This window comes from Myxococcus faecalis, from assembly GCF_050039385.1.
Taxonomy (GTDB): domain Bacteria; phylum Myxococcota; class Myxococcia; order Myxococcales; family Myxococcaceae; genus Myxococcus; species Myxococcus fulvus.
This window is the reverse complement of sequence record NZ_CP144336.1, coordinates 8049962-8063630: the sequence shown is the minus strand read 5'-3', so window position 1 is coordinate 8063630 and position 13669 is coordinate 8049962. Positions and strand designations below refer to the sequence as shown.

Annotated in this window: 16 protein-coding genes; 10 read left to right on the top strand and 6 right to left on the bottom strand. The window is 70.1% G+C overall.

Going from position 1 to position 13669, the window contains the following annotated elements; genetic code table 11:
• The first annotated feature begins 231 nt into the window (after positions 1 to 231).
• The gene (locus VZQ01_RS32535; RefSeq protein ID WP_408889711.1) at positions 232 to 588 is read left to right on the top strand and encodes a hypothetical protein; all 357 of its coding nucleotides are present in this window, start codon (positions 232 to 234) and stop codon (positions 586 to 588) included.
• A 57-nt stretch (positions 589 to 645) separates the two neighbouring features.
• Here the strand turns inward: VZQ01_RS32535 and VZQ01_RS32530 are convergent, their stop codons facing one another.
• On the bottom strand, positions 646 to 1467 hold the full coding sequence (locus tag VZQ01_RS32530) for an alpha/beta fold hydrolase (RefSeq protein ID WP_408889710.1): 822 nt from the start codon (positions 1465 to 1467) through the stop codon (positions 646 to 648).
• Positions 1468 to 1648: 181 nt separating this feature from the next.
• On the bottom strand, positions 1649 to 2323 hold the full coding sequence (locus VZQ01_RS32525; RefSeq protein ID WP_074955898.1) for an SOS response-associated peptidase: 675 nt from the start codon (positions 2321 to 2323) through the stop codon (positions 1649 to 1651).
• A 177-nt stretch (positions 2324 to 2500) separates the two neighbouring features.
• Between VZQ01_RS32525 and VZQ01_RS32520 the strand changes: the two genes are divergently transcribed.
• The 4 genes from VZQ01_RS32520 to VZQ01_RS32505 all read left to right on the top strand — a co-directional run bounded on the left by VZQ01_RS32520 (position 2501) and on the right by VZQ01_RS32505 (position 5378).
• Complete coding sequence (locus VZQ01_RS32520) at positions 2501 to 3220, top strand: hypothetical protein (protein WP_426745590.1); 720 nt, start codon at positions 2501 to 2503, stop codon at positions 3218 to 3220.
• A 108-nt stretch (positions 3221 to 3328) separates the two neighbouring features.
• Positions 3329 to 4864: an MBL fold metallo-hydrolase gene (locus VZQ01_RS32515; RefSeq protein WP_426745588.1), complete on the top strand. Its 1536-nt coding sequence runs from the start codon at positions 3329 to 3331 to the stop codon at positions 4862 to 4864.
• A 51-nt stretch (positions 4865 to 4915) separates the two neighbouring features.
• Positions 4916 to 5242 carry a hypothetical protein gene (locus VZQ01_RS32510; RefSeq protein ID WP_426745587.1) on the top strand — a complete coding sequence of 109 codons (327 nt, stop codon included), beginning with the start codon at positions 4916 to 4918 and terminating at the stop codon, positions 5240 to 5242.
• Entirely contained in the window at positions 5178 to 5378 is a 201-nt protein-coding gene (locus VZQ01_RS32505; protein WP_426745586.1) for a hypothetical protein, read from the top strand. The genes VZQ01_RS32510 and VZQ01_RS32505 overlap by 65 nt, the downstream gene beginning before the upstream one ends.
• Here VZQ01_RS32505 and VZQ01_RS32500 read toward each other — a convergent pair.
• Entirely contained in the window at positions 5375 to 6175 is an 801-nt protein-coding gene (locus VZQ01_RS32500) for a LytR/AlgR family response regulator transcription factor (RefSeq protein WP_426745585.1), read from the bottom strand. The two genes, VZQ01_RS32505 and VZQ01_RS32500, sit on opposite strands and share 4 nt — an antisense overlap.
• A 167-nt stretch (positions 6176 to 6342) precedes the next feature.
• On the bottom strand, positions 6343 to 7470 hold the full coding sequence (locus VZQ01_RS32495) for a sensor histidine kinase (protein WP_305070861.1): 1128 nt from the start codon (positions 7468 to 7470) through the stop codon (positions 6343 to 6345).
• Between the two features lie 144 nt (positions 7471 to 7614).
• On the opposite strand from VZQ01_RS32495, the gene VZQ01_RS32490 reads away from it, so the two are divergent.
• Positions 7615 to 8070: a VOC family protein gene (locus VZQ01_RS32490; RefSeq protein ID WP_426745584.1), complete on the top strand. Its 456-nt coding sequence runs from the start codon at positions 7615 to 7617 to the stop codon at positions 8068 to 8070.
• A gap of 18 nt (positions 8071 to 8088) precedes the next feature.
• On the opposite strand, the gene dgt is transcribed toward VZQ01_RS32490, so the two are convergent.
• A complete protein-coding gene (gene dgt, locus VZQ01_RS32485; protein ID WP_141325604.1) occupies positions 8089 to 9483 on the bottom strand; it encodes a dGTP triphosphohydrolase in 1395 nt (464 codons plus the stop codon).
• A gap of 283 nt (positions 9484 to 9766) precedes the next feature.
• On the opposite strand from dgt, the gene VZQ01_RS32480 reads away from it, so the two are divergent.
• The gene (locus VZQ01_RS32480) at positions 9767 to 10282 is read left to right on the top strand and encodes an OmpA family protein (RefSeq protein WP_141325585.1); all 516 of its coding nucleotides are present in this window, start codon (positions 9767 to 9769) and stop codon (positions 10280 to 10282) included.
• A 9-nt stretch (positions 10283 to 10291) separates the two neighbouring features.
• On the opposite strand, the gene VZQ01_RS32475 is transcribed toward VZQ01_RS32480, so the two are convergent.
• Complete coding sequence (locus VZQ01_RS32475) at positions 10292 to 11893, bottom strand: GMC oxidoreductase (RefSeq protein ID WP_426745583.1); 1602 nt, start codon at positions 11891 to 11893, stop codon at positions 10292 to 10294.
• A 310-nt stretch (positions 11894 to 12203) separates the two neighbouring features.
• Between VZQ01_RS32475 and VZQ01_RS32470 the strand changes: the two genes are divergently transcribed.
• From VZQ01_RS32470 to VZQ01_RS32460, 3 genes are all read left to right on the top strand, one after another.
• The gene (locus VZQ01_RS32470) at positions 12204 to 12656 is read left to right on the top strand and encodes a nuclear transport factor 2 family protein (protein ID WP_194869192.1); all 453 of its coding nucleotides are present in this window, start codon (positions 12204 to 12206) and stop codon (positions 12654 to 12656) included.
• Positions 12657 to 13301: 645 nt separating this feature from the next.
• A complete protein-coding gene (locus VZQ01_RS32465; RefSeq protein ID WP_223782004.1) occupies positions 13302 to 13484 on the top strand; it encodes a hypothetical protein in 183 nt (60 codons plus the stop codon).
• A 1-nt stretch (position 13485) separates the two neighbouring features.
• Complete coding sequence (locus tag VZQ01_RS32460; protein ID WP_274622654.1) at positions 13486 to 13617, top strand: CstA-like transporter-associated (seleno)protein; 132 nt, start codon at positions 13486 to 13488, stop codon at positions 13615 to 13617.
• Positions 13618 to 13669 lie beyond the last annotated feature (52 nt).

The window sequence follows — 13669 nt, the reverse complement described above, 5'->3', positions numbered from 1 at the left end:
CGAGGACGTCAGCCCGCACGGGGCGTCCCAGCCAGACTCGGGACCATGACCTCTCTCAATCCCTTGCATCGTGTCGTGGTGGCGGTGGTCCTGGCGGTGGCGGCACTCTGGGCCTGTGGTGACGAGCCCAAGGCGGCGTCTCGAATAGACGCCGCCGCGTCCACGGATGCACCGGCGTGCGCCTTCGTCGACAACACGCCGCCCGACGTCGCCCGGCAGTTGGAGGGCGCGGTGCTGACGCCGCTCGGGGCCGCGCGAAACCACGAGGAGGACGGGAAGAGAATCTCCACCCTCTCCGTCCGCGTGGAGTTTCCCACCGCCTCGCACTCGGCATCGAACGTGCCGCCCGTCGTGATTCCCGGAGGCGAGGGGACCATCATCTGCACGGGGACCTGCACGGGCGGGAACGGGTGCCCTCCTCCCACGGGTTGCGTCGCCGTTCCGACGGGATGCTCGCAGCTCAACTGCGGCTTCTGCGACGGGGGCTGCTCCAAGACGACGATCTTCATCCCGTCCGATGCCGGCACCTCCGATGCGGGAGCGTCGGACTCGGGCACTCCGGACGCGGGGCCGCCGAACCTCCAGTAGTCGCAGGCTCGCGCCGCGCGTCGACAGGGACGGCGCGGCGCGGGCGGACGCCTCCGCTCAGGCGCCTTCCGCGCGCGAAATGAGCTCCTGGACCATGGGCTCCAGCCAGGCACCGCGCTCGATGATGTTCATGTGCGTGGTGTTGGGCAGCACGGCCAGCTTCGAGCCGGGGATGAGGCGGTACATCTCCGCCGCGTGCTCCAGGCGGGTGAAGTCGTTGTCGCCGAGCGCGAGCAGCACCGGCGCGCGGATGCCGTTGAGCTGCGCCGTGCTCCAGCCCTTCCACTCGGTCAGCAGGGTGTTCAGTCGGGCCAGCACGGACTCGAAGCTGGACGGGTCCGGGTTGTACTTGTCGAAGTTCGTCTTCCACGACACGAAGTCCGCCTCGGTGGGAAGGAGCGGAATCAGCTCGGGCGAGGGCACGTGCGTCGGGTCTCGCTGCATCTTCACCAGCTCGGGCAGCATGCCCTCGAGCGTGTACGTGACGCTCAGGAGCGTGGCGCTGGCCACGACCTCGGGATGGTGGACGCACACGCCCGTGGCGATCATCCCGCCCAGGCTGTGGCCCAGCAGGTGGGCCCGCTTCACGCCGAGGTGCGCGAGCACGCCCACGACGTCCTTCACCATGCGCTCCAGCTGGATGGGGCCCGGCCTGTCTCCCGTGTGGCCATGCCCCTGCATCTCCATGGCGATGACGGGGCGGCTCCGGGCGAAGCGCGGGAGCAGGTCCTTCGTGAAGGCCGTCTCGATGGCCAGCATGCCGCCCGGCAGCAGGACGAGGGGCGTCTTGCCTCCTTCGAGCGAGCCTCCGTGGACCTCGAAATAGACCTTCAGGTCGTCGACGGTGGCGTAGCCACCCTGCTGCGGCTTCGTGTTCATGGCGTGTCCCCGGCAAGAGAGTCCAAGACTCGCGACACACGCGGCCCCGGCCCCCAGGATGAAACGGCGGCTGAGACCTTCCCGACCCCGGTCCTTCATCGCGAATCCTCCGATGTGTTCGACTTCAGGAGGCGAACGAACGGGGCCCGCGCATTTCGACAGGGGATTTATTTTCCCGCGGCTACGCGGCCACCCGCTCCACGCAGGCCGGCACGTCGTTCGTGGGGGAGTTGACCACGCGCGCCACCTCGTAGGCGTCCAGGCCGTCGTCCGCCACGGGCACCAGCAGGGGCAGCAGGACGGAGGACTCCTGGGGCTCGGGGCGCAGCCACACCTCCTGGGCCGGGGGCGGCAGGATGACGGGCATCCGGTCGTGGATGGGCGCCATCAACGCGTTGGGGCTGGTGGTGATGATGGTGCAGGTGCGCAGCACCTCGCCGGTGTCCTGCGCCGTCCACTCCTCCCACAGCCCCGCGAGCGCCAGGGGCTTGCCGTCCGCGCGGTGGAAGTAGAAGGGCGTCTTCGGCTTCGTGGACTGCTTCCACTCGAACCAGCCGTCCACCAGCACCAGGCACCGACGACGCTTGAGCGCGCTGCGGAAGCTGGGCTTCTCCGCCACCGTCTCCCCGCGCGCGTTGATGAGCTTGTTGCCGATGCTCGCGTCCTTCGCCCACGAGGGGATGAGCCCCCAGCGGAAGGCGTCCAGCATCCGCGCTCCGTCATTGGGCACCACGGGCATCAGCTGCGTGGGCGCCAGGTTGAAGCGGGGGCGGTCCACCGCCATGCGAATGCCGGCGAGGCCCAGCTCCACCACGAGCTGATCAGGAGAGGTCCGAACGGTGACACGGCCGCACATGGGTGGGGAGTATCACCTCGTCCGGAGGCGGACCCAAGCAACTCATGCGTGGCACCGGCGCTCGGTCGCCGTCCGGCGGTGCGCGCGGGGCCCGGGAATGAACGTTCGTCCTCGAGTCACCAGAAGAAGCGCATCGGGGCGACACGGGCCGGGGGGCTTGAACTACATACGCGGGCCATGACCCGCCTGACCCGCCTGTCCGTCTGCGTCGCCGCCTCGCTCGTCGCCTGCACCGAGCGCACCGCCACCCCCGCCGGGCCCGTGGACGCGGGGGCTCCCGCCTCGGCGGTGGCCCCCTCCCAGCCTGTCGTCCCCGACTCCCCTCCCGTCGCTCCCGGTACGGCGGGGGACGCGGTGGACCTGGCCGACGCGGGCACGCCTGACGCGGGCCCGGGTGACGCAGGAGAGCTCGCGCGGGCCTCGGGTGGCACGGACTGCTCCGCGGCGAAGCTGAAGGCCTCCACGAAGGCCGCGCCGAAGCCGCCCCTGCCTCCCGCGGTGGAGAGCATGCGCACCCGCATCATCGCCGCCGCGCGGGCGTGTGACTACGCGGAGCTGGGCAGGCTGGTGGACGAGAAGGGCAAGAGCGTGCGCTTCAGCTTCGGCCCCGACGAGGACGCGGTGGCGTTCTGGAAGCAGGAGGAGACGAAGGGCGAGCCCACCCTCGCGCGCATCGTCCAGGTGCTGGAGCTGCCCTACGCCCAGGAGGGAGACCTCTACTACTGGCCCTCCGTGCACATCACCGGCTTCAAGACGGAGAAGGACGTGAAGATGCTCGCCGGCGTCTACCCGAAGGCCGACCTCGAGAGCATGCGCAAGGAGCTGGGCAGCTACCTGGGCCTGCGCGTCGGCATCGACAAGGACGGGGACTGGCAGCTCGCGGTCGCGGGCGACTGAGCCCGGCGCTCCACCACTCGCCGCTCCGGGCGCGCACTTCGCCGCGCCCGTCCCGCCATTGGCTGCAAAGGCACCGGGAGCCCACGGGCGCCTCGGCATCCTGGGGGCATGAGACGAACCACTCCGCTGCTCGTGCTCCTCGGCCTGTTCCTCGCGTCCTCCGCCCTCGCGGCCGAGGACGTCGCGCGTGCCCACCTGCGGGCCTCGCTGGAGGCCATGGGGGGCGAAGCGAAGCTCCAGGCCCTCTGCGCGCTGCGCATCCAGGGCATCGGCCACTGGAACCTGATGGAGCAGTCCGAGCGCCCTGCCCCACCGTGGCTCGTCAGCTACGAGCAGGTCGACGAGGTGCGAGACCTGCGACAGCGTCGGCTGCGGATGAAGACCGAGGGCCGTGGCTCCCCGGGGCTCGAGGACTGGCAGGGCGCGACGATGGTGCTGTCCGACGGTGTGGTGATGATGGAGCGCGGCGGCCAGCGACGTCCCGCGGGAGGGGCCCAGTTGCAGGACCTGAACGAGCGGCTCGACTTCGCGCCCGAGCGCATTCTCTTCACCGCGCTGGCCGCGCCGGAGCTGCGCGCGCTGGCGGACACCCGGCTGCAGGACGTGCCGCACCACGTGGTGGCGTTCCGCCATGGCCACGCGCGGGTGAAGCTGTATCTCAACGCGCGGACGCGGCTGCCCACGATGGTGGAGACGCTGGACGCGCACCCGTCGGACTTCTTCTGGAGTGTCTGGGGTGATGTGACGACGCGGTGGTTCTTCCAGGCGTGGTCCCTGGAGCCGGGCGGGCTGCGCCATCCACGCCACTGGGAGTGGGAGCGCAAGGGGCAGGCCTACCACAGCTTCACCGTGACGCGGCTGGAGCTGGCTCCGAAGGTCTCCGAGGAGGACTTCGCCATTCCCGAGGACGTGAAGAAGGGCTTCGCGGCGCGGGGGCGGATGACCGCGGATGACCTGCCGCTGGGTCGCCCCGACCGTCCGGCCGTCGAGCTGGCGCCGGGCGTCGTGCATCTGCCTGGCGCGTGGGATGTCACGCTGGTGAAGCAGGACGATGGGCTCGTCATCATCGAGGCGCCCATCTCCTCGGGCTACTCGGCGCGAATCCTGGAGGAGGCCCAGCGTCGCTTCCCGGGCGTCAAGGTGAAGGCGGTGGTGTCCACGAGCGATGCATGGCCTCACGTGGGCGGGGTCCGGGAGTACGCCGCGCGCGGCATCCCGCTTCACGTGCTGGACCTCAACCGGCCGCTCCTGCAGGGGGTGCTCACGGCGCCTCGGACCCTCGCGCCGGACGCGCTCGCCCGTGCGCCTCGGGCCGCCTCGCTGGTCAACGTGGGGCAACGCGTGAAGCTCGGCGCCGGGAGGAACCGGTTGGAGCTGGTCCCCGTGCGCACGGAGACCGGGGAGCGGATGCTCTTCGTCGCGCTTCCCGAGCACCGGCTGCTCTACACCAGCGACCTGGTCCAGCCTCGCCCGGACGGGACTTTCTTCAACGTGCAACAGGTCTCCGAGACGATGGAGGTCATCGCGCGTGAGCGGCTGGAGGTGGCCCGTGTCTTCGGCATGCACCTGGGCGCCACGGACGTGTCCGCGCTCGCGGCCGCGGTGGAGAAGCAGAACGCCGTGGTCTCCGAGGTGAAGCCCTGAAGTGAGGCGCGTGTGCGAGGATGGCGAAGAACGCACGGGGGCGCATCCGCCATGAACGACACGATGCTGTTCACTCCGCCGTGGATGGGAGTCCTCGAACCCAAGGTCCGGGGCTTCCTCCAGCAGCGCGGTGTCCTCCAGTCGCGCACGGTGCCCATCGACACCGTGTGCGCGGAGCTGGAGGGCCTGGGCTACCAGGTCCACGACTACGCCCAGGCCGTGATGTCGTTCATGGACGGGCTCGACGTGCGCGGGGTCGACCATCGCCACCTGGAGTTCGGCGCGAGCGATGCGGCGGATGGCATCGACGGATGTGGCCACGAGCGACTTCGCCATCCTCTTCGTGACGGCGGAGGGCGGCTGGTGGCTCCTGGATGAGACGTGGATCCTCTACATCCGGTTGAGGGACTTCAACGACGTCATCCGGCTCATCCTCTTCGGCGAGCGGGATATCGGGACGCGGGTGACACTCGAAGGAGAGCAGATTCCTCCCGCGTATCGACGGGACGCCTAGCGAGCCCGTCCGAGCCTGCGCTCCAGTTCCTCGCGTCGACTCCGGCTGACCCGCAGGCGCTGGCCGGTGCTCAGCACCACCACGAGTTCCGTCGCCGAGTCGTGATGCAGCTCGCGGATGCGCTCCACGTTGACGATGACCGAGCGATGGATGCGCACGAAGCGCTCCCCGTCGAGCCGGGCCTCCAGTGACGCCAGGCTCTCGCGCAGCACGTGCTCCTTGTCGCCCACGTGCAGCGTGACGCAGTAGTCGTCCGCGCCAATCCAGTCGATGTCCGACACCGGCACGAGCACCGAGCGCGCCCCCACCTTCACCACCAGTCGGCTCGGGTGCTCGTCCTGTGGCGGAGTGTCGTCCTCCTTGGGAGGAGCGTGCCCCGTGTCCGCGAGCAGGGCCGCGAGCTTTCGTCCCAACGCCAAGGCCTCGTCCTGGCGCAGTCGTTGCCGCGCCCGGCTCAGCGCCTCGTCGAAGCGTTCGTCCGCAAAGGGCTTCACCAGGTAGTCCACCGCGTGCATGTCGAAGGCGCGCACGGCGAAGGAGTCGAACGCGGTGATGAAGATGACCGCGGGCATCCGTGTCACGCCCACCTCGCGGATGACCCCGAAGCCATCCAGCTCCGGCATCTGCACGTCGAGCAGCACCAGCGCGGGCTTCAGCGCGTGGATGGCGTCCACCGCCTCGCGCCCGTCGCGGCACTCGCCGCACACCGTCACGTCCGGATGCCGCGACAGGGCCTGCCGGAGGCCACGTCGGGCGAGCGGCTCGTCATCCACCAGGAGGACGGCGAGCTCAGCCACGCGAAATCTCCGCTCCGAAGACCATGGCCCCGCGATGCGCGCCCCCGTCCCCTGGCGCCGTGCCCATGCCAACGCTCCTTCTCGGGAGGACGCTGTGCCCAACGACGCGCGGCCGCGTTTCAGAAACGGCGTTCATGCCTCCGCTGCCCATGGGGAGGACACTGAGCTCAGCCATGCGCGGCCCCCCGCCCTGAAGGAGCGTCCTCGCGCTGGAAGGGCAGCCACACGGTGGCCACGGTCCCCACGCCCTCCGGCGACACCGCCACGCTGACTCGCCCCGCCGCCCCGTAGAGTTGGGACAGCCGCGCCCGGGTGTTGGACAGCCCGATACCCGGGCTTCTCTCCATATCGAAGCCGACAGGCAACCCCGGACCGTCATCCGCCACCATCAGCTCCAGCGCCTCGCCGTGGCGCCGGGCCCGGATGCGCAGCGCTCCCGCCGCCGTGCGGGCCGACACACCGTGCCGGATGGCGTTCTCCACCAACGGCTGGAGCACCAGGTGCGGCACCCGCGCGTCCATCAACGCCTCGTCCACATCCCAGTCCACACGCAGCCGGTCCTGGAAGCGCAGCCGCTGTATCTCCAGGTACCGCTCCAGCACCGACAGCTCGTCCCGGAGGGACACCTCCTGCGTCGCGCCCTGCTGGAGCAGCCGGCGCAGGATGTCCCCCAGCAGCACCAGCATCCTCGCGGCCGTGTCCTTCTCCCCATCCCGCACCAGCACGACGATGGCGTTCAGGGTGTTGAACAGGAAATGAGGATGGAGCTGCACCTGGAGCGCCTGGAGCCGGGCCTCCGCCAGCTCGACGGCGAGCGCCGCGGCCTGCCGCTCCCGCTCACGCTCACGCCGCCGGGCCGCGAGTGACTGCGCCACCCCCACCGTCGCGACGTACGTCATCGCCATCATCGGCAACCAGCCCAGCGCATAGCGCGCCAGCATCCCCCCGAAGGACGCGCCTCCCATTCCCGCGCCGAAGGCCCGCTGGCACACCGTGTACACGAGCGCGAACAGCCCGCTCACGCCCAGGCACGCCAGCACGTGCCCCGCCCAGGCCCCCGCGCGGAACGGCCGCCCCAGCGGCAGCCGCCGCGCCAGCGCGAAGACCCACGGCGTGGCGGGCACCCACACATACCAGCCGGGAAGCTGCGACAGGAACGCGCGCCACGGCTCCATCGGCCGGGGCGACGACAGGCTGAAGAAGTACGTCTCCAGCGCGGACAGCGTCCCCGGCACGCTCCAGACCGCGACGAGCCCCAGCGCTCGCCGCCACAGGGGGGCAGGTGTCTCTTCCATCGGCGTCACGGTGCCCCGAGTCTAGCGGAGTCGCACCGCGCCACCCATGTCCATCCACGCGAGCCGGGAGGCGGCAGCCGCGACGCACCCTCGCTTGCGAGTCGCCCGGCCGGTGCCCACTTGTCCTCCGAGGAGGACTGACACATGGGACTGGGAAGAACGAAGGCGGTGCCCACGCTGGCGGTGACGGACCTGAAGGCGGCCCGGCGCTTCTACGGCGAGGTGCTCGGGTTCGACGAGGTCAAGGAGATCTCCGAGGAGGGCGCGGCCATGTACCGCGTGGGCGGTGAGTCCTTCCTCCTCGTCTACGAGCGCTCGACGCCGTCCGGCTCCACCGCCACCGCGTGCTCCTTCGCCGTGGAGGACGTGGAGGCCAGCGTGGACGAGCTGCGACAGGCGGGCGTGAAGCTCGAGGAATACGACATCCCCGAGATGGGCATCCAGACGAAGAACGGCATCGCGACCATGGGCGACTTCAAGTCGGCGTGGTTCAGGGACCCGTCGGGGAACATCCTGGCCATCGACGACTCGCTCGCCCTGATGGAGCGACGGGGACGGCAGGCGCACACGAGCGCTCCTTCGGAAGGGCTGCACGCCTGAGCGGCACCGGGCACCCCGCTAGGTCGGCAGCTTGATGCCGGACAGCCGCTGGTACAGCGCCACCGCGAAGCCGTCCGTCATCCCGGAGATGTAGTCCGTGACGCACAAGAGCCGCTGGTACATGGACAGCCGCGCGAGCGCGTCACCGATGTCCTCGCTGGTCAGCGGCTTGTCCGGCCGCTGGAACAGCTCCAGGGGCAGCAGCTGCCGCAGCTTCTTCTCCTCCCGGTTGGGCGTGTCCGTCACCACCGCCTGCGCGAACATGTCCAGCAGGCCGCCGAGCGTCTTGAAGCCGGCGCTCTCGATCTGCAGCACCCGCTCGCTCTCGTAGCCCTTGCGACGCGTCAGCTTCTTGATGGCGTCGAGCGGCCCACGGATGTCCTCTCGAGCGGAGACGAGCGGCTTCTCCCACTCGCCCTCCTCCATCTGCTCCACGTGCTCCAGGAACACGCGGACGCTCGCCTGGATGAGCACGCCAATCACCCGCGCGCGCGCCTGCGCCAGGCGCGTCTCCAGGTGCGCGGGTGGCAATCGCGTCGACTTCTCCGGGGGAGGCAGCACCTGGTCCAACAGCTCACAGGCCACATCCATCGGCACCAGCCCCAGCTTCGCGGAGTCCTCCAGGTCGATGACCGCGTAGCAGATGTCGTCCGCCGCCTCGACGAGGAAGGCCAGCGGGTGGCGGGAGAAGACGCCCTCCTCGCGCTCGGGCAGCCCCGCGGCACGGTAGGTCTCCAGCGCCAGCACGTGGTCGTCCTGGAAGTAACCGAACTTCTTCTCCGACACGCGCGCCTTGTTCGCCTCGCGTCCGCCTGGGAGCACCGACGGCCGAGGGTACTTGCTCATCGCCCCCAGCGTCGCCGCGGTGTAGCGCAGCCCGCCCCGCCGCTCGCGCGACTGGAGCCGGTTGAGGATGCGAAAGCCCTGCGCGTTGCCCTCGAAGCTCTCCAAATCCCTCCACTCCTCCGCCTTCGTGAAGGGGCTCGGCTTGCCCGCGAGCGTCTCACCCGGCTTCGCCAACCGCTGCGACACCCAATGCTGGATGGCCGCCTCGCCCGAGTGGCCGAAAGGCGGGTTGCCGATGTCGTGCGCCAGGCACGCCGCCGCGACGATGGTCCCCAGGTGCGAGGGCTCCACCTTCACCCCCTGCGACTTCAGCCCCAGCCCCGCCAGCTGTCCCAACGAGCGCCCCACACACGACGCCTCGATGCTGTGGGTCAACCGCGTGCGCGTGTAGTCGCTCGTCGACAGCGGGAAGACCTGCGTCTTGTCGTGCAGGCAACGGAACTCGCTGGAGAAGACGATGCGGTCGTAGTCGACGTCGAACGGCGTGCGCTCATCCAGCGGCAGGGACACCTCACCCGCGGGCGCCTTCTCCACCCGCGCCTCCACGGGCTTCGGCTCCGAGCCCACCCGGTGCCCCGACAAGAACCGCTGCCACCGCTCCGTCCGACTGCTGCCGCCCACTGAAAGTGCCTCGCTGCCGTCCCTTGGAGAAGGACGACGGGAGCATGCTGCTCCGCCCGTACGCGGAGGCAAGTTTCATGGGACGGGTGGGCACGGCGCCATTGTCCCACCCGGCGAGCGGACGGCGCCCGGGTCGCTCGCCGGGCCTCGTGACGCTGGACGGACGCGCGTGCCCTGGGCAGCCTGCGCCCGGTTCCCTCCTCCAGCGGAACCCAAGGAGTCTCACCGTATGAAGCTCAAGGCGTTGTGCATCGCCGTGTCGCTGTTGGCCCTCCCGGGTGTGGCCGCCGCGCAGAGCCCCTTCGACAACCTCAAGAAGGCCGCGGGTGACGCGGGCAAGTCCACCGTCGAGAAGCGCGTCAACGCCAAGCTCCTCGAGGAGGGCCAGAAGAACCAGTGCAGCTTCAAGACGGGCACCGCGGAGCTGGCCGCCGGCTGCGAGGACAAGCTCAAGAAGCTGACCAACGCCCTCATCGACGCCAAGAAGCAGCTCACCGCCGGCGGGGTGAAGAGCTACAAGTTCGAGGTCTCCGGCCACACCGACTCGACGGGCGACGCGGCGAAGAACAAGAAGCTCAGCGAGCAGCGCGCGGAGGTCATCGTCAAGGAGCTGGTCGCCCGGGGCATCCCCCGCGGTGAAATCGTCGCCGTGGGCCTCGGCTCCGACCGTCCCCTGGTGAAGCCGGACAACACCGAGGCGAAGAAGGCGAAGAACCGCCGCTACGAGCTCCAGGTCCGCCTGTAGCGCACGGACTCAGGACGACCGCCGGGCGGGTCGCGGCGCTTCGTCTTCCCCGGTCCGCGCGTGGGGGATGAAGGTCATGGCTCGCTCGGCCAGCGCGGTGATGGTCAGCGAGGGATTGACGCCCGGGTTGGCGGAGATGGCCGAGCCGTCCACCACGTACAGTCCCTCGTAGCCGAAGAGCCGGTGGCGATGGTCGATGACGCCCGTCGCCGCCGAGTCTCCCATGCAGCAGCCGCCGAGGATGTGCGCGGTCGTCGGGATGCCCAGCACCGTCTCGCTCACCATCGTCATCGGATAGCCGTCCAGCTTGTCCGCCACGCGGCGCGCCAGGTCGAACGCCTCGGGCATGTTGGACGTGGGCGCGGGGCCGGACTGCAGCCCGGTGGACAGCCCGCTCTTCAGCAGCCGACCGCGCCGCATGCGCAGGTGCCCCTCCAGCGTGCGCATGTAGAGCAGGATCAGCGTGCGCTTGGCGAAGTCCGGGACGAACCACGCCTTGAGGAAGCGCAGCGGGTGGCGCGCGAGCAGGCCCACCAGCCGCGCCATCCGACCCAGCATCGACTTGCCGGGCACCTGCGGCGCCATCAGCAGGCGGAAGAAGCCGGAGCCCTCCGAGAAGCGCACGGGCTCCAGGTGCGAGCGCTCGTCGGTGTGCAGGATGGAGCCGATGGCGATGCCCTTCGACAAGTCGTGCTCCGGGCGACCGCTCACGATGCCGATGAGCGCCTCGGAGTTGGTGCGCACGCCGTCGCCCAGCCGGTCCGACAGCCGGGGCAGTCCGTCCTTGTGCTCCTTGAGCCGCAGCAGCAGCGACAGCGAGCCCAGCACGCCTCCAGCGAAGATGACGTTCTTCGCGGTGAGGCGCAGGGTCTCGCGTCCGAAGAGGCCGGCGCCCTTCTTCGCCTCCACCTCGTAGCCACCGTCCGGCAGGGGCCGCACCCACGTGGCCTCCGTGTCCGCGTGCAGCGTCAGGCCGCGCTTCTCCGCGAGGTAGAGGTAGTTGCGGTCCAGCGTGTTCTTCGCGCCGTGGCGACAGCCGAGCATGCACCCGCCGCAGGACGTGCAGCCGGTGCGCTCGGGGCCCTCTCCGCCGAAGTACGGGTCCTTCACCGTGACGCCCGGCTCACCGAAGTACACGGCGACGGTGGACGGCTCGAAGCCCGGGCGGCCCAGCTCCTGGCCCACCTGTTCGAGCACCCGGTCCGCCACGGTGCCGCGCGGGTTGGTGGTCGCGCCGAGCATCTTGCGCGCGGTGGCGTAGTGCGGCGCCAGCTCGTCCTTCCAGGAGGCCAGGTGTCCCCACGAGGAGGCCTGGAAGAAGTCGTCCTTCGGGATGGGGAGCGTGTTGGCGTAGACGAGCGAGCCGCCTCCCACGCCCACGCCGGACAGCACCGTGACGTGGCGGAAGAAGCTCATCTGGAACAGGCCCCGCCAGCCGAGCTGGGGCATCCACATCCAGCGCTTCAGGTTCCAGTTCGTCTTCGGGAAGTCGGAGGGAGCCAGCCGCCGCCCCTTCTCCAGCATCACCACGCGGTAGCCCTTCTCGGTCAACCGCAGCGCGCTGACGCTGCCGCCGAAGCCCGAGCCGATGATGAGCCAGTCGCAGTCCATGCGTCTCCCGTCCTTCGCATTCCCCGGCATCGGCACTCGCCGAGGGCACTCTATGCGAAACACGCTGGGGAACCGCGACTCGCGAAGCACGCTGCCGCCGCCGTGGCGCCCGCTCGTCCTCCGGGCCGGCGCCACGAAGCGGGTTTTCCGGGACGCTCTCCTGCCCAGGCCCGCGTCACGGCTGTGCCACTCACCGACGCCCTGGGCCGCTCGGCGACTCCCGCCACCGTCCGAAGAGGACGTCACACGGCCCTCCAGGGGCGCGCTACCAAGAGCACCGACGTACCGAGGACCTTGGAGGCACAGAGCCATGAAGCAGCACTTCAGAAGCGCAGTCGCGGTGGGCGCGGTCCTCGTGGGAGGCGTGCTCGCTTCCGGGAGCGCGCGTGGAACCCCCGCGAGCACGCAGGATGTGGTGGGCGCCCGACGCGCGGTGGAGCTGTATCTGGAGGGTCACGCGACGGGCCAGGTGGCCCCCTTCCGCGAGGCGATGCACGACGAGATGAAGATGTTCCTCAACCGGGACGGCGTGCTCGTGCGCAGGACGGCCGCCGAGTACCTGGCCGGCGTCAGCGGGAAGCCCGCCGACGACGAAGCGAAGCGCAAGCGCCGGCTGGTCAGCCTGGACGTCACCGGCGACGTGGGCGTGGCCAAGGTCGAGCTCGACTACCCGGGCGCCTTCATGACGGACTACCTCACCGTCATCAAGACGGACGGGGGCTGGAAGATCATCAACAAGGTCGTCCACGTCCAGAAGCGGTAGCCCCCCGCCTGCGGCTGGGCGCGCGAAGTTTGTGTTTGCCGGGATGGCTCACCACAAGAGGGGCGCGAAAGATTCCCGCGGGTCATTTCCCTCCCGGGGAAGTGGCTCGGGCGGACGGCCTACGGTCGGCGCATGGCCCACGACGTCTTCATCACCAGCCTGGGGAAGTTCCTCCCGGGCGAGCCCATCCCCACGACCAGATGGAGGACGACCTCGGCAAGGTCCGGGGCAAGCCCTCCCGGGCCCGCGCCCGTGTCCTCGTCCAGAACGGCATCACCCAGCGCCACTACGCCCTCGACCGCGAGCAGCGCACCGTGCTGTGCAACTGGGACCTCGCGGCGAACGCCGTCCAGGATGCGCTGTCGCGCTCGCCCATCACCCTGGGAGAGATGGACCTGCTCGTCACGGCGTCCCCCAGGGCGACCGGGTACTGCCGGGCTTCGCCAGCCAGGTGCGCCGCGCGCTGGGTGGCCCCGCGTGTGAGGTGGCGTCACTGCATGGCATCTGCTCCAGCGGCATGCAGGCCCTGCGCGCGGCGGCGCTCCAGGTCGGAGGCGAAGAAGGCCGTCGTCTGCGCCAGCGAGCTGGTGAGCCGGCTGCTCAAGGCGCGCCACTACGAGGAAGTGACGGCGTACCCTTCGAGGGATGGAGGAGATACGGCGGAGCTTCTCCAACGACGACCTGGATGCCGGGCTCACCGTCTCCTTCATGTTGCTGCTGGCGACGGTGGCGTTCGGGGAGCGCTCCGCGCTCGCGGCCCGGCGCTCGGCGACACCCACGGCGAACGAGACGCCGTACGTCCCCGTGACGGCGGTGGAGGGGCCCTGAGATGACGACCTGGGTGGAGGTGCCGCGACGTGGCTGGCGGCAGGCCGTCCGGGTGGCTCGGCTGATGATTGGGGTGCCGGACTCCGAGGCGTATGCGCCGCACCTGCGTGCGCATCATCCGAGCGCCCGATGATGACCTACGAGGAGTTCTTCGACGAGCGAATGGCGGCGCGCCACCGGGCGAC